General features: G+C 74.4%; 18 protein-coding genes. 16 read left to right on the top strand and 2 right to left on the bottom strand.

Annotated elements, in window-relative coordinates:
* Positions 1 to 13 precede the first annotated feature (13 nt).
* The 16 genes from ACIGZJ_RS12580 to ACIGZJ_RS12505 all read left to right on the top strand — a co-directional run bounded on the left by ACIGZJ_RS12580 (position 14) and on the right by ACIGZJ_RS12505 (position 23,305).
* Complete coding sequence (locus ACIGZJ_RS12580; RefSeq protein ID WP_392939970.1) at positions 14 to 355, top strand: acyl carrier protein; 342 nt, start codon at positions 14 to 16, stop codon at positions 353 to 355.
* Positions 352 to 3,849: a thioester reductase domain-containing protein gene (locus tag ACIGZJ_RS12575; RefSeq protein WP_396457161.1), complete on the top strand. Its 3,498-nt coding sequence runs from the start codon at positions 352 to 354 to the stop codon at positions 3,847 to 3,849. The genes ACIGZJ_RS12580 and ACIGZJ_RS12575 overlap by 4 nt, the downstream gene beginning before the upstream one ends.
* Entirely contained in the window at positions 3,846 to 4,709 is an 864-nt protein-coding gene (locus tag ACIGZJ_RS12570; RefSeq protein WP_396457160.1) for a 3-hydroxyacyl-CoA dehydrogenase family protein, read from the top strand. The genes ACIGZJ_RS12575 and ACIGZJ_RS12570 overlap by 4 nt, the downstream gene beginning before the upstream one ends.
* Positions 4,710 to 4,732: 23 nt before the next feature.
* Positions 4,733 to 4,990: an acyl carrier protein gene (locus ACIGZJ_RS12565; RefSeq protein WP_392939964.1), complete on the top strand. Its 258-nt coding sequence runs from the start codon at positions 4,733 to 4,735 to the stop codon at positions 4,988 to 4,990.
* The gene (locus tag ACIGZJ_RS12560; protein ID WP_396457159.1) at positions 4,987 to 6,096 is read left to right on the top strand and encodes an acyl-CoA dehydrogenase family protein; all 1,110 of its coding nucleotides are present in this window, start codon (positions 4,987 to 4,989) and stop codon (positions 6,094 to 6,096) included. Before ACIGZJ_RS12565 ends, ACIGZJ_RS12560 begins: the two co-directional genes overlap by 4 nt.
* Positions 6,093 to 7,073: a 3-oxoacyl-ACP synthase gene (locus tag ACIGZJ_RS12555; protein WP_396457158.1), complete on the top strand. Its 981-nt coding sequence runs from the start codon at positions 6,093 to 6,095 to the stop codon at positions 7,071 to 7,073. Before ACIGZJ_RS12560 ends, ACIGZJ_RS12555 begins: the two co-directional genes overlap by 4 nt.
* Positions 7,061 to 8,140: an HAD-IIIC family phosphatase gene (locus ACIGZJ_RS12550; RefSeq protein ID WP_396457157.1), complete on the top strand. Its 1,080-nt coding sequence runs from the start codon at positions 7,061 to 7,063 to the stop codon at positions 8,138 to 8,140. Before ACIGZJ_RS12555 ends, ACIGZJ_RS12550 begins: the two co-directional genes overlap by 13 nt.
* A complete protein-coding gene (locus tag ACIGZJ_RS12545; protein WP_396457156.1) occupies positions 8,137 to 9,705 on the top strand; it encodes an amino acid adenylation domain-containing protein in 1,569 nt (522 codons plus the stop codon). Before ACIGZJ_RS12550 ends, ACIGZJ_RS12545 begins: the two co-directional genes overlap by 4 nt.
* 69 nt (positions 9,706 to 9,774) lie before the next feature.
* A complete protein-coding gene (locus ACIGZJ_RS12540) occupies positions 9,775 to 11,025 on the top strand; it encodes an MFS transporter (protein WP_392939955.1) in 1,251 nt (416 codons plus the stop codon).
* Positions 11,025 to 12,092: a MupA/Atu3671 family FMN-dependent luciferase-like monooxygenase gene (locus ACIGZJ_RS12535; protein ID WP_396457155.1), complete on the top strand. Its 1,068-nt coding sequence runs from the start codon at positions 11,025 to 11,027 to the stop codon at positions 12,090 to 12,092. The genes ACIGZJ_RS12540 and ACIGZJ_RS12535 overlap by 1 nt, the downstream gene beginning before the upstream one ends.
* Positions 12,089 to 13,045 carry a 3-oxoacyl-ACP synthase III family protein gene (locus ACIGZJ_RS12530; protein WP_396457154.1) on the top strand — a complete coding sequence of 319 codons (957 nt, stop codon included), beginning with the start codon at positions 12,089 to 12,091 and terminating at the stop codon, positions 13,043 to 13,045. The genes ACIGZJ_RS12535 and ACIGZJ_RS12530 overlap by 4 nt, the downstream gene beginning before the upstream one ends.
* A 94-nt stretch (positions 13,046 to 13,139) precedes the next feature.
* Positions 13,140 to 13,964, top strand: a complete 825-nt coding sequence (locus ACIGZJ_RS12525; RefSeq protein WP_396457153.1) for a hypothetical protein — start codon at positions 13,140 to 13,142, stop codon at positions 13,962 to 13,964.
* Complete coding sequence (locus ACIGZJ_RS12520) at positions 13,961 to 16,705, top strand: aldehyde dehydrogenase family protein (RefSeq protein WP_396457152.1); 2,745 nt, start codon at positions 13,961 to 13,963, stop codon at positions 16,703 to 16,705. The genes ACIGZJ_RS12525 and ACIGZJ_RS12520 overlap by 4 nt, the downstream gene beginning before the upstream one ends.
* Positions 16,705 to 18,456 (top strand): thiamine pyrophosphate-binding protein, encoded by a 1,752-nt coding sequence (locus ACIGZJ_RS12515; RefSeq protein WP_396457151.1) that lies wholly within the window; start codon positions 16,705 to 16,707, stop codon positions 18,454 to 18,456. The genes ACIGZJ_RS12520 and ACIGZJ_RS12515 overlap by 1 nt, the downstream gene beginning before the upstream one ends.
* 14 nt (positions 18,457 to 18,470) lie before the next feature.
* Positions 18,471 to 23,060 carry an amino acid adenylation domain-containing protein gene (locus tag ACIGZJ_RS12510; RefSeq protein ID WP_396457150.1) on the top strand — a complete coding sequence of 1,530 codons (4,590 nt, stop codon included), beginning with the start codon at positions 18,471 to 18,473 and terminating at the stop codon, positions 23,058 to 23,060.
* On the top strand, positions 23,057 to 23,305 hold the full coding sequence (locus ACIGZJ_RS12505) for an acyl carrier protein (protein ID WP_387948876.1): 249 nt from the start codon (positions 23,057 to 23,059) through the stop codon (positions 23,303 to 23,305). Before ACIGZJ_RS12510 ends, ACIGZJ_RS12505 begins: the two co-directional genes overlap by 4 nt.
* 83 nt (positions 23,306 to 23,388) lie before the next feature.
* On the opposite strand, the gene ACIGZJ_RS12500 is transcribed toward ACIGZJ_RS12505, so the two are convergent.
* Both ACIGZJ_RS12500 and ACIGZJ_RS12495 read right to left on the bottom strand, forming a co-directional pair.
* On the bottom strand, positions 23,389 to 23,781 hold the full coding sequence (locus ACIGZJ_RS12500; RefSeq protein ID WP_387948875.1) for a RidA family protein: 393 nt from the start codon (positions 23,779 to 23,781) through the stop codon (positions 23,389 to 23,391).
* Positions 23,781 to 24,647, bottom strand: coding sequence for an NAD(P)-dependent oxidoreductase (locus ACIGZJ_RS12495; RefSeq protein WP_396457149.1), 867 nt, complete (start codon positions 24,645 to 24,647; stop codon positions 23,781 to 23,783). Before ACIGZJ_RS12495 ends, ACIGZJ_RS12500 begins: the two co-directional genes overlap by 1 nt.
* Between the last annotated feature and the right edge of the window lie 138 nt (positions 24,648 to 24,785).

Genomic DNA, 24,785 nt, shown 5'->3' with positions numbered 1-24,785 from the left:
ACAAGGAGAATTCGTGGATAACGGCGTTTCCACCGGCCTGTCAACGGTCGGTGAATCCGAGCTGACCGACCAGGTGCGCAAGGCGTGGGCCGAGGTGCTCGACCTGGACGACCCCGCAGAGGTCCCGCTGGACACCAACTTCCTTGAGGCAGGCGGCAGTTCGCTGCTGCTGATCATGCTCTGGGAGGAACTGCACGGGCTGACCGAGCTGCAGCTCAAGGTGTCGGACCTCTTCGAGCACAGCACGGTGCGCGGCCAGGCCCGGCTGCTGGCCGGAACCGCCACCCGGGCGCAGGCCTCGACCGGCGCCGAACAGCGCGCGAACCTGCTCGGCCGGGTGAAGCGCGCATCATGACGAGCGACACGGACATCGCGGTCGTCGGCGTCGGGTGCCGCTATCCCGACGCCTGGACGCCCCAGCAGTTCTGGCAGAACATCGACAGCGGGCGGGTGGCGATGCGCCCGCTCGCCGAGGCCGAGCTGACGGCCGCCGGATTCACCGCCGAGCAGATGCGGGCGCCCAACTTCGTCGGCACGGCGACCTCGCTCCCGGGCGTGGACCAGTTCGCCGCCGAGTTCTTCGGCTACTCCCCGCGCGACGCCGAGCTGATGGACCCGCAGCAGCGGATCTTCCTGGAGGCCGCCTGGGAGGCGCTGGAGTCCGCGGGACACCCGCCCGACGGCGACCTGGTGCTCAGCGTCTTCGCGGGCAGCGCGGCCGGCGGCTACTCGGCCGCGCTGTTCCACGCCCACGCCAACCGGCACGGCCTGCGCTCGGCCGTCGAGGACCTCGACCTCACGGTCGGCGGGCAGCCCGACTTCCTCACCTCGCGCACCGCGTACAAGTTCGGCGCCCGCGGCCCGGCGCTGAGCCTGCAGACCGGCTGCTCGTCCTCGCTGTACGCCGTGCACTACGCGACGCTCAGCCTGCTCTCCGGCGAGTGCGACATCGCGCTGGCCGGCGGCGCCACCGTCGTCGACCCCTTCCGGGGCTATCTGCACCGACCGGACGAGGGCGTCTCCCAGGACGGCTTCTGCCGCTCCTTCTCCGCCGACTCCACCGGCACGGCCTACAGCTCCGGCATCGGCGTGGTGGTACTGCGCCGGCTGGCCGACGCGCTGGCCGACGGCGACCCGGTGCTCGCCGTGCTGCGCGGCAGCGCCGTCGGCAACGACGGGCGCGACCGGATGGGCTACGTCGCCCCCAGCCCGACCGGCATTGCCGACGTGGTGGCGACCGCGCTGCAGGTGGCCGACGTACCGGCCGAGCTGATCCGCTACGTGGCCGCCCACGGCACCGCCACCCCGGTCGGCGACAACATCGAACTGCTGGCGCTCACCAAGGCGTTCCGGCGGACCACCGGCAAGAGCGGGTACTGCGGGCTCGGGTCGGTGATCACCAACATCGGGCACACCGGCGCGGCCGCCGGCATCGCAAGCTTCATCAAGGCGGTGCACGTCGCGCGGACCGGCGCGATACCGCCGCACCCGCTGTTCGACCGCCCCCGCGACCCCGAGGTGCTCGCCGACAGCCCGTTCTTCGTCACCACCAGCCCGCAGAGCTGCCCGGACCAGGACCGCCACGTCCTGGTGAACTCGCTCGGCGTCGGCGGCACCAACGCGGCGGCCGTGCTCGCCCCGCCGCCCGAGCCGACCAGGCCAGTGGCGCCCGCCCGGCCGGTGGCCCGGCTGGTGCTCTCCGCCCGCACCCGGGCCGAGCTGGACGAGCAGTCGCGCCGGCTGGCCGACGCCCTGGAGCGCGGCGGGACGGCCGTCCCCGACGTCGAGTACACCCTGCGCACCGGCCGCCAGGCCTTCGCCGAGCGCCGCGTGGTGACCGCGCCGCCGCAGGCGCTGAGCGCCGCGCTGCGGCTGCCCCGGCCGCCGCAGACCCGCACCGCGAAGTCCGAGCCCCGACAGGCCCTCGTGGTGCTTCCGCCGCAGGGCGGCGCGCCCGCCGAGCTGGTCCGGCGGCTGCTGGCCGCGCTGCCCGGCCACACCACGACACCGGTCGAACCGGCCGAGGGCGACTCGCCCGACGTCTTCACCCTGCTGCCCGCCGGCGGCCGGCCCGGGCCGCAGCGGCACGCCGTCGACCAGGCGGCGGAGCTGGAGGAGCAGCTGGAGGAGGCGCTGACCGCCGCCTGGCTCGCCGGGGTCACGGTTGACTGGGAGGCGCACTCCCGGGGCGCCGGACGCCGGGTGCCGCTGCCGACCTACCCGTTCACCCGCAAGCGCTACTGGGCGCTCGACCGTCTCGCCCAGGACGCCCTCGCCCCCGCCCAGCCCGGCCCGGCCCAGGCGGGCCAGTCGGCCGGTCCGGCCGGGGACGAGCTGGAGCAGCAGCTCGCCGACCTCTGGTCGCGCACCTTCGGCGTCGAACAGGTCGGCCCCGACCAGGAGTTCGCCGCCCTCGGCGGCACCTCGCTGCTCTCCGTGCAACTCGTCCTGGACATCGAGCGCGAGCACGGCGTCCTGGTCAACTTCCAGCGCGCGGGCGGCAGCCAGGCCACCGTCCGGAAGACCGCGGCGATCATCCGCGGGCTGCGGGCGGCCGGCGGCGAGCAGGTCGACGACGGCCCGCTGGACGCCGAGGACAGCGCGTTCGTCGACGCGGACCTCCAGCTCCCGCTGGTGCCGCTGGCCGCCGGCCAGGCCGCCGGGCGCGACACCCTGCTGACCGGTGCCACCGGCTACCTCGGCGCCTTCCTGCTGCACGAGCTGCTGCGGGTCACCGAGGGCACGGTCTACTGCCTGGTGCGGGCCGCGGACGAGGAGGCCGGCGGGCGCCGACTGGCCGAGGCCGCCGCCCGGCTCGGGCTGCCCGCGCCGGACCCCGAGCGGGTGCGGGTCGTCCCGGGCGACCTGCGCCGCGTCGGCGAGGCCCTGGCCGCCTACCAGGGAGGCGAGTTGGCCACCCGGGTGCGCCAGGTGTTCCACTGCGCCGCCAAGGTGGTGTTCACCGAGCCCTACAAGGTGCTGCGCCAGGACAACGTGCTGCCGACGGTGGAGCTGCTCAACTGGATGCGCGGACACGGCATCCGGGACTTCAGCTTCGTCTCCTCGCTGGTGGCCACCGCCCCGCTCGACGGCGGCCGGGTCCTGGAGACCAGGGACCAGCCGCTGGACCCGGAGCTCGACGCCTACGGCATCGGCAAGTGGGTCTGTGAGCGGCTGCTGGAGCGCGCGGACGCCGACGGCATGCGGGTCCGGGTGTTCCGGCCCGGCCTGATCATGGCCGCCGCCGAGTCCGGGGCCTGCAACGACAAGGACCTGATCTGGCTGACCCTGGCCAGCGGACTCGCGGTCGGCGCGCACCCGACCGACGACCGGCTGCACCCGGTGGCCCCGGTGGACCTGGTGGCCCGCGCGGTGGTCGAACTCGGCCTGGCGCAGAACTCGGTGGGCCGCGCCTACCACCTGGTGGACGACCGCTCGGTGAGCCTGCGCGGGCTGTTCGAGCAGCTCGCCGAGGCGGGCGTGCCGACCAGGCCGCTGCCCTACCCGCAGTGGCAGCAGCTGGTCGCCGACGAGGCCCGGCGCACCGGCAGCTCCGCGCTGGCCGCCACCGCCCTGCTGGAACTGGAGGGCCACGAGTACCCGGTGGACGGCATCGCCGCCCGCAACTGGACGCCCTGGCTGCGCCGGCACCGGCTGACCCCGGCCGTCAGCGGCGAGCAGCTGCGCCGCGCGCTGGCCTTCCTCGCCGAGCGCAACCCCGACCTCGGGTCGCTGCTGGCCGGCCTGCCCCCGGCGGGATCGGCGGCACCGGCGGCCCCGGCGCACGCAGGACGGACCGGGACCGCACCGGACCAGGCCGCACGAGACGAGGAGGACGAGACGCCATGACGGAAGCCAAGAGCACGGGCCCGCGGATCGCGGTGCTGGGCGCCGGCGTGATGGGCACCGGGATCGCCACGCTGGCCGTCGGCCACGGGCTGCCGGTCACCCTGGTGGACGTGGACCCGGACGTGGTGGCGCAGGCGCCCGGCAAGGTCCGCGCCCAGCTTCGGCTGGCGCAGCTGACCGGCCGGCTGGCGCGCGACCGCACCCCCGGTGAGCTGACCGCCACCACCGAGCTCGCGGCGATCGCCGAGGCCACCGTGGTCATCGAGGCGGTCACCGAACTCGCCGACCTGAAGAGCGAGGTGCTGCGCGCGGCGGCCGCCGTGGTGGCCCCGGGCACCCTGCTGGTGTCCAACACCTCCGCGGTGCCGATCGACGAGCAGGCGGCCGCGCTGGAGCGGCCGCAGGACCTGGTCGGCATCCACTTCATGAACCCGCCGTACATGATCCGCACCGTCGAGGTGATCCGCGGCCCGCGCAGCGGGGACGCGGCGGTCGCCGCCACCCTGGACCTGCTGACGGCGCTGGACCGCGACGGCGTGGTGGTCGGCGACGGCCCGGGCTTCGTGATCAACCGGATCCTCCAGCGCATGATCAACGAGGCGGCCCGGATCGTCGAGGACGGCATCGCCACCCCCGAGCAGGTCGACGCGCTGTTCACCGGCTGCCTCGGCCACACCACCGGCCCGCTGGCGACCGGCGACCTGATCGGCCTGGACAACGTCGCGGACTCCCTGCGGGTCCTCGCCGAGCGCACCGGCGACGCCGGCTACCAGCCCTGCGACCTGCTGTTGAAGAAGGTCGCCGACGGCCACTGGGGCCGCAAGAACGGCCAGGGCTTCCACTCCTACGCAGCCAACTAGCCAGCCAGGAAAGGTCGATACCCATGACTGTCGAAGCCGATCGGAGCGTCGAGGGCGCCATCACCGCCTTCGTCCAGGACCGCACCAAGACCGAACTCGCCGCGGACGCCGACCTGTTCGCCACCGGCCTGGTCTCCTCCCTGTTCGCGATGGAGCTGCTCGTCCACCTGGAGCAGACCTTCGCCGTCACCGTGGACGGCCCGGACCTCAAGCTCGACAACTTCCGTACCGTGGACGCGATGGCGGCCCTGGTGCGCCGACTCAAGGGCGGGGACCGGTGAGAGCGGAGTCGGACGACGCCCGCGCCCTGGTCACCCGGCTGGTGGGCGACCAGGCCGACGACTGGGACCGCGCCGGGCGGATCCCGGCCGAGGTGGTCAAGGAGCTGGCCGTCGCCGGGCTGCTCGCCGCACAGATCCCGCCCGAGTACGGCGGCCAGGGCTACAGCAGCGCCGTGAACGGCGAGTTCACCGCGCACGTCGGCACCCACTGCTCCTCGCTGCGCTCGCTGCTCACCTCGCACGGCATGGCGGCGTGGACGGTCCAGCGGATGGGCAGCGCCGAACAGCGCGCGACCTGGCTGCCCAGGCTGGCCGGCGGCTCGGTGTGCGCGGTCGCCTTCAGCGAGCCCGAGGCCGGCAGCGACCTGTCGGCGATGACCACCACCATCCGCCCGGACGGTGACGGCGTGGTGGTGGACGGCGGCAAGACCTGGATCACCGCCGCCGCCTACGCCGACCTGGTGCTGGTGTTCGGGCGCCACGGCTCCGGCGCGGCCGCGGTCCTGGTGCCCGCCGACGCACCGGGCGTGCGGATCCGCCCGGTGCCCGAGCCGATGGGCTGCCGCGCCGCCGGGCACTGCGAGGTGTCCCTGGACGGCGTCCGGGTGGACGCCGCCAACCTGCTGGGCGGGGCCGGCCTGCCGGTGGACTTCCTGGTCACCCCGGCGCTCTCGTTCGGGCGGCTGTCGGTGGCCTGGGGCTGCGTCGGGATCCTCCGCGCCTGCCTCACCGCCGCCACCCGGCACGCCCGCGGCCGCCGGCAGTTCGGCCGCCCCATCGCCGAACACCAGCTGGTGGCCCGGCACCTGGCCGAACTGGTGGTGGCGGAGCAGGCCGCCGCCCGGTACTGCGAGCACGCCTCCCGGCTGTGGGACGAGGGCTCGCCCGAGCTGGTCAACGCGACGGTGCTGGCCAAGCACCTCGCCGCGGGCGGCGCCGCGGCCGGCGCCGCCACCGCCGTCCAGGTACTCGGCTCGGCCGGGGCACGGGACGGCTCGGTGGTGGCGCGGGCGTACCGCGACGCGAAACTCATGCAGATCATCGAGGGCAGCGACGAGATCTGTCAGCTGCTGCTCGCCAAGCACGCGGAAGCGGTGTGGTCATGACGCAGGCCCAGGACGACGGCATCGGCATCGGCGCGGTGCACTGCGTCCTGCCCGAGACCCTGGTGCCGGTCGGCGAGCTGCCGGAGTCCGCGGCGCTGGACCACGACCAGGCCGAGTTCGCGGCCGGCAGCGGGGTGCACACCGTCGGCGTGATCGAGACGAGCGCCGCGGAACTCGCGGCCCGCGCCTGCCGCGAGCTGCTCGCCGAGGGGTCCGGCGCCGTACCGGACACCTTCGTCCTGGTGGCCCCGCGCGCGCCCGAGGTACTGCTGAGCTCGGACGCGGCCCGGGTGCAGGCCGAGGCCAAGCTGGAGGGCGCCTTCGCCTTCACCCTGGACGGTCTGGGCTGCACCGGCTCCAGCTCGGCCTGGGCGCTCGCCCGGGACCTCCTGGTCGCCGACCCGGCCCGGGAGCGCGTGCTGATCGCGCACGCCAGCCGCCCCGCGGCGCTGGACCGGGTGCGCTACCCGGTCACCGTGATCGGCGACGGCGCCTACGCGATGACGATGGTGCGCGGCGGCCGGCCGAGGCTGCGGGCCCACCGGCAGGCCACCGACGGCACCTTCCACGACCTGTTCGAGATCGACTACCGCAGCGTGCCCTGGTACGAGTGGCGCGAGGTCTGCACGTCCCCGGACCGCTACCGCTTCGAGCTGGCGCTGCACAGCCGCAACCGGCTCGCCTCGCTGGTCGAGCAGGTCCTGGCGGACGCCGGGATCGGCAAGGAGCGGATCGCCGCCACGCTGATGCAGAACGTCGCGGCGAGCGCCTACCGGTTCTACGAGACGCTGCTCGGCCTGCCCGTCCACCCGGTCTGCGGGGAGCACCTGGCGGCCTACGGACACCTGGGTGCGATGGATGTGGTGCTCAACCTTCAGGCGCTGCTGGCGCGTCGTGAGCTGACCGAGGGGGATCTGGTGCTCGTCCTGAACAACAGTCCGGTGGCGGCCTGGGCGGTGACCCTGTGGGAGGTGTGAAGTGCCTGGTCTGGGACCTGGACAACACGCTCTGGCAGGGCACCCTGCTGGAGGACGGCGAGGTGCGGTTCGCCGAGGAGCTGCGCGCCGTCGTCCTTGAGCTGGACGCCCGGGGCATCCTGCAGTCCGTCGCCAGCAAGAACGACCACGACCTGGCCTGGGCGCAGTTGGAGAAGCTCGGCCTCGCCGAGTACCTGGTGGTGCCGCAGATCGGCTGGGGGCCGAAGTCGGACTCGATCCGGCGGATCGCCGAGGAGCTGAACTTCGCCGTCTCCACCATCGCCTTCATCGACGACCAGCCGGCCGAGCGCGCCGAGGTGGCCTTCCACCTGCCGCAGGTGCGCTGCTACGAGGCCGAACAGGCCCTGGAGCTCACGGGGTTGGCGGAGTTCACGCCCGCGCAGGTGACCGCGGACTCGGCCCGGCGCCGGCCGATGTACCAGGAGAACGCCCGCCGGGAGGCGGCCCGCGGCGAGTACACCGGCCCCGACGAGGAGTTCCTGCGCTCGCTCGCGATCGAGATGACGATCGTGCGGGCCACCGGGGAGCAGCTCGCCCGGGTGGAGGAACTCACCCTGCGCACCAGCCAGATGAACGCCACCGGGGTGCACTACGGACAGGACGCGCTGGCCGCGCTGCTGGCCGACCCGGGGCACGAGGTGCTGGTGGTCACCATGGCGGACCGCTTCGGCGAGCACGGCGCGGTGGGCATCGTGCTGCTGGAGAAGCACCCGGGGGTGTGGCGGCTGAAGCTGCTGGCCACCTCGTGCCGGGTGGTGTCGTTCGGCGCCGGGGCGGTGCTGCTGCGCTGGCTGACCGACCAGGCCGCGGCCGCCTCGGTCCACCTGGCGGCGGACTTCCGACGCACCGACCGCAACCGGATCATGGAGGTGGCGTACCGCTTCGCCGGCTTCGAGGACGTGGCCTGCGACTGCCTGGCCGCGCTGCCGGAACCGGACGCCGAGGGCGTCCAGCGGCTGCACATCGTGCCGGTGGCGCAGCCGGAGCCGACCACCATGCGGCTGCACGCCCCGCAGCTGTCCCGGGCCGGACGGGAGGCGTCGTGACGGCGCTGCCGGCGGAGCACGGGCGCACGCTGTACGAGTGGTTCGAGCGGTCCGCGCAGCGCACCCCCGACGCGGTCGCGGTGCACCTCAACGGCGTGGACGTGTCCTACGGGGAGCTGCACGGGTACGCCGAGGCGCTGGCCGGGCGGATCCTGCGGGAGTGCGACGGCCCGCCGCGCCGGGTGGCCCTGCTGGCCAACCGCAGCCTGGTGGCCTTCGCCGGCTACCTGGCGGTGCTGCGGCTCGGCGCGGCCGTCGTCCCGCTCAACCCGGCGTTCCCGCAGGTCCGCAACCAGCGGGTGTGCGAACTCGCCCAGGTGGACCTGGTGCTGGCCGACGAGACCGGCCTCGGGGGCCGGCCCTGGCCGACCGGGCTGCCGGTCCCGCTGCTGAACCTGTTCGACGGTGAACTCGACACCAAGGGCGACGAGTTGCCGCCGTACCGGGGCCGCCCGGAGGACGTCGCCTACATCCTGTTCACCTCGGGCTCCACCGGTACCCCCAAGGGGGTGCCGGTGCGGCACCGGAACGCCTCGCCCTACGTGGCGTACAACGTGGACCGCTACCAGGTCGGTCCGGGCTGCCGGACGTCGCACACCTTCGACCTCACCTTCGACCCCTCGGTGTTCGACCTGTTCGTCACCTGGGGCGGCGGCGCGACCCTGGTCGTCCCCGGTCCGACCGACCTGCTGACACCGGTGGACTACCTGGTCGCCAACCGGATCACGCACTGGTTCTCGGTGCCGTCCGTGGTGTCGGTCAGCGCCGAGCTGGGCAACCTGCCGGCCGGCGCCGTCGAGGGGCTGCGCTACAGCGTCTTCATCGGCGAGCCGCTCTCCTACCGGCAGGCCCGGCGCTGGCAGCAGGCGGCGCCGGACACGGTGATCGAGAACGTCTACGGGCCGACCGAGCTCGCCGTCGCCTGCACCTCCCACCGGCTGCCGGCCGACCCCGCCGACTGGCCCGACACCTCCAACGACTCGGTGCCGATCGGCCCGCTGTACGGGTTCCTGGAGTACCTGCTGCTGGACGAGCAGGGCCGGCCGGGCGACGAGGGCGAGCTGTGCGTCCGCGGCGCGCAGCGCTTCGACGGCTACCTGGACCAGGCCGACAACGCCGGCCGCTTCCTCGCCCACGAGCAGGGCCGCACCACCGGGTACGACGGCACCGGCCCGCTGACCGAGGCGCACTACTACCGCACCGGCGACCGGGTGCGCTTCGAGCCGGCCGGCCTGGTGCACCTCGGCCGGCTGGACAACCAGCTGAAGATCCGCGGCTACCGGGTCGAACTCGGGGAGATCGAGGCGGTCCTGTGCCGCCACCCCGAGGTGCTCCAGGCGGTCGTGGTGCCGGTGCGGCCGGGCGAGGACTCCGGCGCGGGCCGGCAGATCGAGCTGGTCGGCTTCTACACCGGCGCCGAGCAGGAGCCGCGCGAGCTGGTGCGGTGGCTGCGCAAACGGCTGCCCATGCACATGGTGCCGCGGCGCTTCCACCGGCTCGACGCCCTGCCGCTGAACCCGAACGGCAAGACCGACCGCGGCGCGCTGCGCGACCTCACCACCTAGGGCTGAGACCCCCGGCCCGCCCGCTTCCCCCCGCACCCGCACCCGTAGAGAACTGAGAGCTGAGAACGAATGGCCTCCCTGAAAGAGCTGATCCCCCCGGCGGGCCCGATCCGGGTGCTCTGCCTGAGCCATGTGTCGAAGACGGCGGCGCACGGCATCCTGATGTCCGTCGCGGTCCTCTACTTCACCCGCACCGTGCACATCGAGGCCGACCGGGTGGGCCTGGCGCTGAGCGTCGGCGCGGTGGTCGGCATGCTGGCCGCCGTCCCGGCGGGGCGGCTCGCGGACGCGGTGGGGCCGCGCAACACCACGGTGGTGCTGCTCTGCCTGATGGGCGTGTTCGTCTGCGGCTACCCGCTGGTCGGGGACTTCACCGGGCTGCTGGCGATCAGCGCGCTGGTGCTCGCCGTCGAGTCGTCGGTGGACGCCTCGGTCGGCGCGCTGATCGCCGGGCTGATCCCGGCCGACGAGCGGGTGACCGCCGTCTCGTACATGCGGGCGGCGGCCAACCTCAGTGTGGCCATCGGTGCCGCGGCCGGCGCGATCGGCCTCTACCTGGACACCCACACCGCCTATCTGACCCTGCTGTTCGGCGCCGGCGCGCTGTTCGTGGCCGCCGGGGTCGCCTACCTGTCGGTGCCGCGGGTCGAGCCGGCCCCGGCCGAGGAGGCCGAGGGCCCGATCTGGCCGGTGCTGCGGGACGCGCCGTTCGCGGCGGTGGCACTCACCAACAGCGTCCTGATCATGAACTCCGGGGTGCTGATCGTCGCACTGCCGATCTGGATCTCGGAGCACACCGACGCGCCGGCCTGGCTCTTCCCGCTGGTCGTGATCATCAACGCCGCCTCGGTGGTCTTCTTCCAGGTCCGGGTCAGCAAGGGCACCGAGGACGTGCCGGGCGGCGCCCGGGCGATGCGGATCTCGGGCTTCCTGCTGGCCGGCTGCTGCGCCCTGTTCGCGCTGGCCAGCGGCCGCTCGGCCTGGCTGGCGGTGCTGGTGCTGGTGCTCGGCGCGATGGTCCACGTGGTCGGCGAGATGCTGCACGCGGCCGGCTCCTGGTCGCTCAGCTTCGGCCTGGCCCCCGACCACGCCCAGGGCCAGTACCAGGGCATGTTCGCCATGTCGACGCAGCTCGGCTCGATGATCACCCCGGTGCTGGCCACCGTCCTGCTCACCCGCTTCGGCGCCTCCGGGTGGCTGGTCTTCGCCGTGCTGTTCGCGGTGACCGGCGCCCTGGTGCCGAGCGCCGCCCGCTGGGCCCAGCGCACCCGCAAACCGGCCGCCGTCGCGGTCGCCGAAGGCCAGGGAGGAATCGCCTGATGGACCTGAGTCTGTTCTACTTCGCCGACGACAGCCGCGAGAACGGCACCGACCGCTACCAACTCCTGCTGGACGGTGCCCGGTTCGCGGACGAGAACGGCTTCACCGCGGTCTGGACGCCCGAACGGCACTTCCACCCGTTCGGCGGCCTGTACCCGAACCCGGCGGTCACCGGCGCCGCACTGGCGGCCGTCACCCGCACCATCGGGATCCGGGCCGGCAGCGTGGTCGCCCCGCTGCACCACCCGGTGCGGATCGCCGAGGAGTGGTCGGTGGTCGACAACATCTCCGGCGGCCGGGTGGGCCTGTCCTTCGCCTCCGGCTGGCACGCGACGGACTTCGCGCTGCGCCCGGAGAACTACGCGGACCGCCGCCGGGTGACCGTGGAGTACATCGAGCAGGTCCGCGCCCTGTGGCGGGGCGAGCCGATGCGCACCCTGGACGGCGTCGGCAACGACTGCGAACTGACCGTCCACCCGCGGCCCGTCCAGCCGGAGCTGCCGGTCTGGCTGACCAGCGCCGGCGGGGTGGAGACCTTCCGCAACGCCGGGCGGGCCGGAGCCGGCGTGCTGACCCACCTGCTCGGCCAGGAGCCCGCCCAGCTCGCCGAACGGATCGCCGCCTACCGGGAGGCCTACGCCGAGCGGCCCGGCGCCGACGGCGGCCGCGGCCACGTGGTGCTGATGGTGCACGCCTTCGTCGGCGAGGACGAGGACGAGGTGCGCGAGCTGGTGCGCGAACCGCTCAACCGGTACCTGCGCAGCTCGCTCGGGCTGCTGCTGGGCGCCCAGGTGGACGGCAAGCGGAAGATCGACCCGGCGAAACTCTCCGAGCAGGACACCGAGTTCATCGTCAACCGCTCCTTCGAGCGCTACTACGAGCACGGCGGACTGCTCGGCACCGTCGGCAAACTCCGCACCGTCGCCGCCGAGTTCGCGGACCTGGGAGTCGACGAGATGGCCTGCCTGATCGACTTCGGCCTGCCGGGCGCCACCGTGCTCGGCGCCCTGCCGCACCTCGCCAAGCTGCGCCAGGAGATCCAGGACGTCCAGGGGGTGGCCCGGTGACCGGGATCCTCGCCTTCGAGACCGGCCTGCCGGCCGGGCGGATGGACGTCAAGCGAATGCACGCCGAGTCCGGGCTGCCGCTGGAGGACATCCTCGGCTGGACGCACTGCGGCGAGATCCCGGTGTTCGGCGAGGACGAGACGGCCTGGGAGCTGCTGAGCACCGCCGCGCGCCGGGTGCTGGAGCGCACCGGCGTGGCACCCGAGCGGATCGGCCAGGTCATCGTGGCCGGCTCCGGCGAGTGGGACCACCCGGCCTGGTCGCCCTCCGCGACGATCGCCCACGAGCTGGGCATCACCGGGGCGCAGTGCTTCGAGGTGGTCAACTTCTGCAACTCCCCGGCGACCGCCCTGCAGATCGCCGCGGACACCGTCGCCGCCGGACGGGTCACCCACTCGCTGGTGCTGCTCGGCGAGCGGCTGAGCCGCAGCGTCGACTACGCCGACCCGGAGTCGGTCGCACTGTTCAACACCGGGGACTCCGTGGTGGCCGTCCTGGTCGGCACCGAGGACCCGCAGTTCGAGCTGGTGCACTCGCGGATCCGCACCGACCCGAGCTGGCACGGCCACTACGTCGGCGAGTACGAGTACGACCGGGTGGTGGTCCGCCGCCGCGCGCGCCGGCTCAACCTGCCGCAGACCTATGTGAAGAACTACCGGGCGCTCGCCGAACAGACCCTCACCGCGCTCGGCCGCGGCGTCGAGGACGTCGGCTGGTTCCTGATGAACCACATGGACAAGCGGGTGCACGAGCGGGTCCTGACCTCGCTCGGCATCCCCGCCGAGCGCAGCGTCTTCAACTACCACCGGCTGGGCCACATGGGCGGCGGCGACACCTTCCTCGCGCTGGCCGACCTGCAGGCCGAACAGCGGCTGCGCAGCGGCGACCTGGTGCTGCTGGCGACCAGCGGCACCGGCTTCAGCTGGGGCGTCACCGCCCTGGTCCACCGGTGAACCGCCCCGACCGGACCTCCCGACGAATCACCGACGACCCACCGACGATGCATCGACCCGGCATCAGATCCGGCATCAGATCCGAGGAGCAACAGTGGTCCTGAACGGGATCTTCGACGACAAGTTCCACGCGGCCGTCGAGCCGCTGCGGGTGGCGGGAGCGGGCACCGAGGCCGCCGGCCCGTGGCTGGCCGCGCTGGTCGGCCTGGTCCGGCCGCGCAACGTGCTCGAGGTCGGCATGGGCTACACCACGCCGTACCTGGCCGCCGCGCTGGCCTCCGCCGCCGAGCAGACCCGCCTGGAGTCCGCCGCACTGGCCGCCAAGAGCCGTCGGGCGCTGGCCGGCGACGGCCTCGGCGACGACTGGCTGTTCGCCGAACCGCCGCTCGCCGCACCCGACTTCCACCTGGCCGGCTACCAGCCCCGGATGGTCGCCGTCGACAACCTCTCCATCGAGGGCTCGTCGGCCGGCCGGGTCACCGAGGTGCTCCGCCAACTCGGCCTCGACCACCTGGTGTCGGTCGCCAACTGCGACCTCACCGAGGCCGACGACCACCTGCCGGCGGACTTCACCCCGATCGACCTGGCCTGGGTGGACGCCTACGAGTGCCTCTACTTCTTCGACCACTACTGGGAGCGGATCAACCCCGACGGCGGCCTGCTCGCCATGCACTACCTGATGACCTACCCCGAGGGGGAGGCGGTGCTGCGCTACTTCCGCGGCTACCAGCAGGCCCACCCGGGCGAGTTGGAGATCGTCAACCTGCTCGAACCGCACAAGCTCATGCAGAACAGCGTGACCCTGCTGCGCCGCACCAGCGGCGCCGGCGGCCGACAGCGGCTGGGCAAGGCGGGCCACGTCCGGTACTCCGATGCGCTCACCGACGACGCACGCACCCACGCAGGGACAGGCGAATGACGGCGACACAGGACGGCGGCTGCGGCCGGCTGATCGGCACGACCTTCTCACACGGGCGCGACGAGGTGGAGCGGCTGGCGCTGCGCACCGCCGCCCGCCTGCGGGACCGGGGCGTGCGCTCCGGCGACCGGGTGATGCTCAAGGCGGAGAACAGCGTCGAGTCGGTGGCCGCGTTCCTCGCGCTGCTGCACCTGGACACCTCCGTCAGCCTGCTGGACAACCAGCTCACCGCCGCCGACGTCGAACGCGGCGCCCGGCTGACCGGCGCCCGCTGGCTGCTCGGCCAGCGCGAGGAGACGGCCGGCGAACAGGTGGTCTGCCTGCGGCTGGCGGACCTCGTCCAGGGCGCGCCCGACGGCGCCCCGCCCGAGGACGTCCCGACCGGCAGTGAACCGACCGGCGAGCGGCTGGACTTCGAGGCCTGGTCGCGCCGGGCCGACGCGCTGATCACCTGGTCCTCCGGCTCCACCGGCGACCCCAAGGCGGTGGTGCGCCGCGGCCGGGCCCTGTTCGACAACCTGTCGGCCACCGCCGACCGGATGGGCTACCGCAGCGACGACGTCCTGCTGCCGCTGCTGCCGTTCACCCACTTCTACGGCCTCACCCTGCTGATGCTCTGGTGGCGCCTCGGCTGCTCGCTGGCGCTCACCACGGCCGGGCGGCTGGACCGCGCGCTGCACGTGGCCCGCGAGGCCGGCGTGACCGTCGTCGACGCCACACCCGCCACCTACCACAGCATCCTGCGGGTCACCGGGCGCCACCCGGAGCTGCGCGAGGGCCTCGCCGGGGTCCGGATGTGGTGCGTCGGCGGCGCACCGCTGTCCGAGACGCTCGCCGACGACTTCCGCGCCGCCTTCGGGCTGCCCCTGCTGGACGGCTACGGGAGCAGCGAGGCCGGCAACATCGCGCTGGCCCCGGCCGACGGCGCGGTCGGCTGCGGCCGCCCGCTGGACGGCGTGCAGGTCAGCGTGGTCGACCCGGACGGCGCCGCCGTCCCGCCCGGCGGGATCGGGCGCATCCTGGTGCGCACCCCCGCGCTGATGGAGGGATACCTGCTCGCCGACGGCACCGTCGCCGGCGCCGAGGAGCCGTTCTACGCCACCGGCGACCTGGGCTACCTCGACGCCGCCGGACACCTCTTCGTGGTGGGCCGCGCCAACGCCGTGCACCGCTTCGGGCACACCCTCTACCCGAGCGCCATCGAGGCCCGCGCGCAGGCCTGCGGCGCCCCGGTGAAGGTGCTCGCCTTCGACGACGCCCGGCGCGGAGCCCAGCTGGTCTTCGTGGTGGCCGACCCGGACGGCGGCACGCCCCGCGGCTGGCAGGAGGCGATCAACGCCCTGCTGCCCGGGTACGAGCAGCCCAACCGGGTGCTGGTGGTCGACGAGTTCCCGCTGAAGTCCACCGGCAAGCCCGACCTCGCGGGGCTGCGCCAGTTCGCCCTGGCCCGGCTGGCCGAGGAGCCCAACGGGCCCGCCGCCGAGCCGGCCGCGCACCCCGCCGCTGGCCCGGCCGAGCCGCAGCCCACCGCGCCGGCCGGCGACGGCGACGGCATACCGTTCCCCGAGCGGGTGGCGGCGCTGCGGCGCACGCTTGACTTCCTGCGCGAGCAGCCGGACGCCGTCCTCCAGGTCCTCACCTCGATGGCCACCCACCGCTCGGTGGAGCTCGAACTGGAGGCGGCGCTCGCCACCCTGGACGGTGCCCTGGCCGAGGTCGCCGGCAACCGGCCGCAGGCGGTCGAGCGGATGGCCGTCTTCATGCCGTCCAACGTGCTGCTCTACTCCTACGTGATGTACGCCCTGGTGCCCTCGCTGTACGTCCGCGACGTCACCCTGCGCCCGTCCAGCAAGGTCGCCGCGCAGACCCGGCAGCTGCACGAACTGCTGGCCCCCGTGCACGGCCTGCCGATCGAGCTGAGCGACCTCTCCCAGCGCAAGTTCGTCGAGGGGCCGTGCGCCCTCGCCGGGCTGCTGGTCTTCACCGGCACGTACGCCAACGCCGAGCGGGTCCGGGCCGCCCTGGGCCGGGAGCAGGTGTTCGTCTTCTTCGGCCAGGGGGTCAACCCCTTCGTGCTCGGCCCCGACGCCGACGTCGAGCTGGCCGTCGAGGACGCGATCCGGATCCGGCTGCACAACTCCGGCCAGGACTGCTTCGCCCCCGACGTGCTGCTGGTGCCCCGCGAACTGCGGGACGGCTTCGTCGCGCGCCTGTGCAAGCGCCTGTCGGAACTGCGGTTCGGCGAGAACGCCGACCCGGACGCCGACTACGGCCCGCTGTACTACCAGGACGCCCTGGCCGACTCGGTCGAGTACCTCCAGCGCAACCGGCACGCCATCGTCCACGGCGGCACCGCCGACTTCCGCACCGGCCGGGTCGACCCGACGGTCTTCGTCCGCGACCTGGCGGACGGCCCCGCGATCAGCGAGTTCTTCTCCCCGATGTTCAACGTCGTCGGCTACCCGGACCGCGAGACGCTGCGCCGCGAGCTCGGCTCGCCGTTCATGAGCGAGCGCGCGATGGGGGCGATGGCCTACGGCCTGGACGAGGAGCTGCGGGAGCTGCTGGCCGGCAAGCACTCGGTGGCGGTCGACCGCACCCTGCTGGACATCGACGACGGGAACCGGCCGTTCGGCGGCCGCGGCATGATGGCGAACTACGTCAGCTTCAACGGGACTCGCACCGCCGAGCCGCTGCTGCTGTCGAAGGTCGTCTCCGACTACTTCGGGCGAGGCGAGTGATGACAGAGCAGCACCTGACCCAGGAGCCGGCCCGGACCGGACCGGCCGACCAGGCCTCCCACCGGACGCCGTGGCACGCCGTCGCCGACTGGCTCCGCTTCCACGAGCGGCGGACCGTCTTCGGCCTGCCGGGCGACGACCTCGGCCTGCTGGAGGCACTGGAGGACGCGGACACCCGGCTGGTGCTCTGCCGCGACCAGCGCAACGCGGTGTTCATGACCACCGGGTACGCGCTGGCCTCCGGCGGCTTCGGGGTCTGCGTCGTCGGCAAGGGCCCGGCGCTCACCAACACCCTCACCGGCCTGCTGGAGGCCCGCACCGGCGGCGTGCCGCTGGTCCTGATCGCCGGCGGCACCGGCGCCGACCGGCGCGGCTCCGGGGCCTTCCAGGAGCTCGACCAACTCGCCCTGGTCCAGCCGCTGGTGAGCTGGGCGCACCGGGTCGACGACCCGGCCCGGCTGCCGGCCGCGCTCGACAGGGCCGCCGCGCTCGCCGCGGCCGGCGTACCCGGGCCGGTCTACCTGGAGATCCCGGACCACCTGCTGGAGCAGGCGGTGCCGCACGACCGCCCGTGGGCCGCGGTCCCGGTCCGGCTGCCGAGCGCGGCCCCGGCCGACGACGCCGGGTACGCCGTCCTGGCGGCCGCCCGGCGGCCCGTCCTGCTGGTCGGCGGCGGCATGCGCGGCCGCAACGGGGACCGCGTCCTGGAACGGCTGGCCGAGCGCACCGGCGCCGCGGTCTTCGCCACCGCCTCGGGGCGCGGCGCCTTCGACGAGCACCACCCCGCCTTCGCCGGCCTGGCCGGCCTCTACACCCCGCAGACCGCCCGCGAGCTGTGGCAGAGCGCCGACGCGGTGGTCGCCCTCGGCTCCCGGCTGGAGGAGACCGCCACCTACCCGCTCGGCTTCGCCCCGGCCGGCGTCCCCGTCGTCCAGGTCAACACCGACCCGGCCGGCCTCTCCCACGAGTTCGCCGGACCCCGGCTGGTCGGCGACGCCCCCAGCACGGCGGCCGGCTGGCTGGCGCGGCTGGAGCAGGCCGGCGCGGCCCCCGACGAGGAGCGGCAGGCCGCGATCGCCGCGGTCCGCGAGCGGGTCCGGGAGGCCGCCGGAGCCAGGCTCGCCGCCGCGGCCGCCGCCGGCCGGCTCACCGTGGCGCAGGTCCTCGCCGAGCTGGACGAGGCCGTCGGCCCGGACCGCATCCTCGTCCAGGAGAACGGCCTGTCGGACATGTGGTCCTACTTCCACCCGTACTGGGTGTGCGGCCCCACCGCCGGCTCCATCGTGCCCTCCGAGCAGACCAGCCTCGGCTTCGGCGCCTCGGCCGCGGGCGGCGCCGCCCTCGCCGCGCCCGGCCGCACGGTGGTCGCGCTGGTCGGCGACGGCGCGTTCGCCATGGTGGCCAACGACCTGCGCACCCTCGCCCGGGAGGGCGTCCCGGTGCTCTACGTGGTGCTGCGCAACGGCGGGTACGGCTGGCTCCAGCGCCAGCTCGACGAACGCGGCACCCCCAGCCGGTTCCGCTTCACGCACGACGCCGAGCGCCTGCACGTCCCCGACCTCGACGGGGTCCACCACCTGCCGGTCGAGCCGGGCGCCACGGTCGCCGAGCTGCGCGAGGCGCTGCGGCAGGCGGTGGCGGTGCACGGCAAGGGCGGGATCGCGGTACTGGAGGTCGCCGTGGAGCTCGGCGACGTCTCGGACGAGATCGTCGAGCTGTCCCACGAGTCGGCCCCGGCCATCTCCTACTAGGCCGGAGGACCACCGTGAGCCTGTCCCACGACCACAGCCCGCCGGACCATCCGGAGGCCGACCCCTTCGGGCCGGTCCGCCACGGCCTGCGCAGCGCACCGCTCTCCGCCGCCCAGGAGCGGCTCTGGTTCATCGACGCCGCCGCCCACGGCTCGGTGACCTACAACGTGCCGCTGCTGATGCGCTGGCACGAGCCGGTGGACGTGCCGGCGCTGCGCACCGCGCTGACGGCCGTCGTCACCCGGCACGAGGTGCTGCGGACCACCTACCGGGTGGCCGACGGCCGCCCCGTCCAGGAGGTGCGCGACCCCGGGCCCGTCGAGCTCGCCGTCGTCGACCTGTCCGGCGAGCCGGAGCCGCTGCGCCGACTCGACGAGCAGGCCGCCGCGGCGGCCCGGCAGCCCCTCGACCTGGCCGAGCGGCCACCGCTCGCCTGCACCGTCTGGCAGGGCCTGCCCGGCGGTGACGCGGTGCTGCTCAACATCCACCACATCGCCGTCGACGGCTGGTCGCTCGGCGTGCTCTTCGAGGACCTCGCCGCCGGCTACGAGGCCGCGCTCGCCGGGCGCGACCCAGAGCTCCCCGAACTCCCCATCCAGTACACGGACTTCGCGATCTGGGACGGCCAGGAGCTGGCCGGCGAGGAGGCCCGCGAACTGCTGGCCGAGCGGGCCGGGCAGCTGTCCGCCGTCCCCTCCGGGCTCGCCCTGGCCGGCCGGGCCCCGGCCACCCCGAGGGAGGGCGACCGCCCGGGCGCCGAGCACGTCTTCGAGCTGCCCGCCGAGCTCTGGGCCGCCGTCGGCGGCCTCGCCCACGACCTGCGGGTCACCCCGTTCGTGGTGGTGTTCGCCGCGTTCCAGGCCGTCGTCCAGCGCTGGTCCGGCCGGGACGCCTTCCTGCTCGGCGTGGTCGCCGCCGACCGGCCCGAACAGTCCCTCGAGGACCTGGTCGGCTTCTTCGTCAACACCGTCCCGCAGCGCTGCACGGTGAACCCCGAGGAGTCCTTCGCCGACCTCTGCTCGGCGGTGCGCACCGAGGCCTTCGACAGCCTCGGCTACCAGCGCATCCCGTTCGACCGGCTCACCGCGGCCCTGCCCGACACCCCGCGCGGCGCCCTGGTGAACATCGGCTTCGCCCTGCAGAACTACCCCGTCCCCCGCTACTCCCGGCCGCCGCGCTGGGAGCGGGCGCAGCTCCTGCCCACCGGCGCCGCCAAGTTCGACCTGCTGTTCATCCTCGACGAGACCCCGGCCGGGGTCACCGGCACCATCGAGTACGACACCGACTGCTACCCGCCCGCGCTGGCCGCCCGGCTGGCCGAGGGATTCCGGGCGCTGCTCTCGGCCGCCGTCGAGGCACCGCAGCAGACCCTCGCCCGGCTGCCCGTCACCGAGCGGGCGCCCGGCGCGCTGCCGGCCTGCGTCGTCCCCGGCGAGCGGCGCGACCTGGTGGGCCGCCACCTCGGCGGCGCCGACCCGGAGCACGCGACGGTGCTGGACGCCATCGCGGCGCGGATCGCCGCCGCGGACCAGGCCGCCCCGGCGGTCACCTGCGACGGGGCGGACCTCGGCTGGGGCGAGCTGGACGCCTGGTCCTGGGCCGTCGCGGCCGCCCTGCGCGAGCTCGGCATCGGCCCCGGCGACCACGTGCCCGTCGTCGCCACCCGCGGCGGCGCCCTGGTGGCCGGCTGGCTCGGCGTCCTGCGCAGCGGCGCCGCCTACGCCCCGATCGGGCTGGACACCCCGCCCGACCGCCTGGCGCACATCATCGGCCGGCTCGACGCCAAGGCCGTCGTGGTGGACGCCGCCGGCGCCGACCTGACCGGCTCGCCCGGCCCCGCGCTGCTCCAGCTGGAGCCGCTGCGCGGCACGAGCGCCCCGGCCGTCCCCCCGCGGCTGACCGGGCGGGACACCGCGATGGTCATCCACACCTCCGGCAGCACCGGCCGGCCCAAGGGCGTCCTGGTCTCCCACCAGGGCCTGCTGAACACCGTCCTGTGGTGGATCGAGGACGAGGGCCTGGGCCCGGACGGCCGGCTGCTCTGCACCTGCGCCACCTCCTTCGACGTCGCCAACTTCGACGTGATCCGCTCGCTGGCGGCCGGCGCGCTGCTGGTCCTCGCCGACGACCGGCAGCGGCGCGACCCTGGCGCCCTCGCCGAGCTGGTCCGCGGACCGCTCGGGATCACCTCCACCTCCATGACGCCGAGCATGGCGCGGGCCGCCCTCGACACCGACGCCGGCGGGCCGACCACGCTGCGCACCGCCTACTTCGCCGGCGAGGCCGTCACCCGGCAGCTCGCCGCGGCCTGCACGGAGAAGTGGGGCGCCGAGGTCCGCAACGCCTACGGGCCCACCGAGGCGTCCTGCCTGAGCACCTGCGGCACGGTGGACCTCGCCGACGAGCGGCCGCCGATCGGGGTCCCGCTGCCCAACACCCGCGCCTACCTCCTCGGCCCGCACCGCGAGGAGCTGCCCGTCGGCGTCCCCGGCGAGCTGTACGTGGCCGGCGTCGGCCTCGCCCTCGGCTACCTGGGCCGGCCCGACCTCACCGAACAGGCCTTCCTGCCGGACCCGTTCGGCACCGGGCCGGACGACCGGATGTACCGCACCGGCGACCGGGTGGCACTGCGGCCGGACGGCCGGCTCGACTACATCGGCCGGGTCGACGACCAGGTGAAGATCCTCGGCAACCGGATCGAGCCGGGGGAGGTCCGCCGCCTGCTGGAGGAGCACCCCCGGGTGCGGGCGGCCGCCGTCCTGGCGGTCGGCGAGCCCAAGCGGCTGGTCGGCTACCTGGAGCTGCACGACGGCGGTGAACCGCCCACCCGGGACGAGGTGGTGGCCCCGCTGCGGCGCTGGCTGCCCGCGGCGGTGCTGCCCGCCGAGGTGTACGCGGTGGCCAAGCTGCCGTTCACCCAGAACGACAAGCTGAACACCGCGGCGCTCGCCACGCTGCCCGCCGTGCTGCTGCCGGAGGGGCGGGCCGTCCGGGCGGAGCTCGGCCCGGACGAGCGGCGCGCCGCCCGGCTGATCGCCGGGATCCTCTCCGAGGCGACCGGCCGGGTGTTCGCGCCCGACACCGGGTTCGCGCCGGACACCGACTTCTTCGGCCTCGGCGGGCACTCGCTGCTGGCGGTCCGGCTGCTCGCGGCGGCCGAGGCGGAGGCGGGGGCGCCGGTCGCGCTGCGCGACTTCCTGGCCGAGCCGACGGTCGCCGGCCTGGGCCGGCTGCTGGCCGGCGCCGGCCGGTCGGCTGTGTCCGAGGGGTCCGCCGCGCCCGCCGCGCCCGCCTCCGATGCGGACACGTCCGCTCCCGGGCCGAACGCTGCGCAGGGGGGTGTGGCGACCTCGGTCCAGCAGCGGCTCTGGTTCATCGACCGGCTGCCGGGCGTCCGCAGCGCCTATCTGCTGCCCACCGTCCTGGAGTTGACCGGACCGGTGGACCGGGTGGCGCTCGCCGGGGCGCTGGCGGCGGTGCTCGGCCGCCACCCGGCGCTGCGCGCCCGGTTCACCCTCGACCGGAAGCTCCGGAAGGTGGTCTACTCCACGGCGGGCTCCCCGCCGGAGGTCACCGTCACCGACGCGGGCGACTGGTCGCCGGAGGCCCTGGCCGAGCACATCGGCGAGGTCTGCTGGACGCCCTTCGACCTGGCCGTCGAGGCACCCGCCCGGGCCGAGGTGATCGCGGTCGGCGAGCGGACGGTCGTGGTGTTCGCGGCCCACCACATCGTCCTGGACGGCTGGTCGCTGGGCCTGCTGCTGGAGCAGCTCGGGCGGGAGTACCGGCAGCCGGGGGCCGTGGCCTTCGGGTCGACCGGCTCCGACCGGTCGGGCGCGGCCGAGGCGTCCCCCGACTCGCTCGCCGCGGTGGTCGCCCGGCTGACGGGCGCGCCGACCGACGCGGTCCTGCCGCACGACCGGCCGCGCGGGGCCGCCCAGGGCTCCCTCGCGGGCCTGCGCAGCGCCCGGCTCCCGGCGGAGACGACGGCACGGCTGCGGGCCCTCGCCGCCGAGACGGGCGCGACCACGTTCATGCTCACCGCCGCCGTGCTCGCCACCGCACTGGCCCGCGGCGGCGGACAGCGGGACTTCCTGTTCGCCTTCCCCTGGGCGGGCCGTGAGGCCGCAGATGCCGAGACCGTCGGGATGTTCGTCAACACCCTCGTGCTGCGGGTGGACCTGCGCGACGAGCCCGACCGGCGGGAGCTGCTCGCCCGGATCAAGGCCGAGGCGACGGTCTGCTACCGCAACGCCGACGTGCCCTTCGACGAGCTGGTCGCGGCCCTGCACCCGGACCGCGACCTCAGCCGCCCGGCGCTGACCCCCGTCTACCTGGCGGCCACCGACGCCCCCACCCGGCCGGGGGACTTCGGCCCCGGAGTGGCGGCGCGGCTGCTGCCGCTGGAGCCGCTGCACAGCAAGTACGAGCTCGAACTCACCGCCACCGACCACGCGTCGGACCTCGAGTTCACGCTCACCTACCAGGAGAACCTGTTCGACGCCGCCACCGCCGAGCGCCTGCTGGACGCGGTGGTGGCCGCCGCCACCGACCTGGCGGCCGGCCCGGACGCCGACCGCCCGCACCGAGGGGATTCACGATGACCAAGAACGACGTGCTCACGGCCCTGGCCGAGGCCTTCCACGAGGTCGGCAACGTCGACGCCGCCGCCGTCCGGCCGGAGGCGTCCCTCTTCACCGACCTCAACATCGACTCGATGGTGATCGCCGAGGCGCTGATCCTGCTGGAGCAGCGGTTCGGCCTGGAGGTGGGCGACGAGTTCGCCGACGGCCTCTCCACCGTGGACGACCTGGCCGAGCACGTGCTGGCCAACAGCGCCCGCGTCTGACGCCGCCCGCCCGAACGGCCCGGGCCTCCCGCCGGAAATCCGGCGGGAGGCCCGGGCCGTCCGCGTGACCCGAAAGAGCGGCCCTAAACGATTGCCAGTGCCTCGACCTCGATCAGGAAGTCCTCCCGAACCAGGGCGGAGACCTGGACGGTCGCGCTGGCCGGCGGCCGGCTCAGGTCGAGGAACTCGTCACTGCCGGCGTAGACCTCGGGAAGCCGGCTGAGGTCGGTGACATAACAGGTGATCTTGAGGACGTTGTCGAAGGTCGCGCCCTCCGCCGCCAGCGCCGAGCGGAGGTTGGTGAAGACCTGCCGGGTCTGCGCCTCCATGTCGCCGGGGCCGACCAGCTCGCCCTTCTCGTCCAGCGCGACCTGGCCCGCCGTCACCACGATCCGGCCGGTGCCGGAGACGACGTGGCTGTACCCGTTCGCGGTCTTGAGGCCGGGGACCTCCTGGTGGTGGCGCAGCTCGGTCATCAGATCCCCCTGGTCTGCAGAATGTGGGTGACCGCCGCGGACATGTTGAGCGCGCCGTGGCCGGCCCGCTCCGCCTCGGCGAACCAGTCGGACACCGCGGCGAGCACCGGCAGCGGCGCGCCCGAGGTGCGGGCGGCGGCGTCGACCAGGGCCGCGTCCTTGGCCGCCAGCGAAAGCGAGAAGGACGGCCGGTGCTCTCCCGCCTCGACCACAGGCCGCCAGCCGTCGGACAGTTCACCGAGGTAGGTCCGCGACAGCACGTCGAAGGTGGTGTCCCGGGACAGGCCCAGGCCGCCGCCCAGCGCCAGCGACTCGCCGAGCAGCGTGGCCATCGCGATCAGCGCGGAGTTCGCGACCAGCTTGGCCGCCGTCCCGGCGCCGACCCCGCCGACCCGGTGGACCTCGCCGAACACCGACAGCAGCGCCGACAGCCGCTCCACCGTCTCGTCGTCACCGCCGGTCAGCACGGTCAGCGTGCCGCTCTCGACCTGCGGGATGCTGCCCATGACCGGCGCGTCGAGCAGCGCCACCCCCGCCGGGACCTGCGCCGCCAGCCGGGCGGTGGCCTCGGGCGACACGGTGGACATCTGCACGACCGTCCGGCCGGGAACGCAGCCGCTCAGCACGCCGTCGGGCCCCTCGGTGGCCTCGGCCAGCGCGTCCGGGTCGGAGACCATCACGATGGTGACGTCGGCCTCCTGAGCCGCCTGCGCCGGGGTGGCCACGGCCTTCGCACCGGCCTCGACCAGCGGCGCGGCGCGGTCGGCGGAGCGGTTCCAGACGAAGGTCTGGTAGCCGGCGTCCACTAATCGGCGCGCCATCCGGCTTCCCATGACTCCCAGGCCGACAACTGAAACGGTGAGCATCCTGCGATGCCTCCTCGCGGTTCTTGGGGACTCGGGGCCGCCGTTCGGTCCGTTACGGAGAGTCCGTTCCTCACGCTAGCAGAGTCAACTTGACCAGGTGGGAGGGGAGATGATTGACCATCCGGCTTTCCGGGCCGG

Origin of the sequence: Kitasatospora sp. NPDC052868, assembly GCF_044547105.1 — a bacterium.
Taxonomy (GTDB): domain Bacteria; phylum Actinomycetota; class Actinomycetes; order Streptomycetales; family Streptomycetaceae; genus Kitasatospora.
This window is presented reverse-complemented; position numbering and strand designations above follow the sequence as displayed.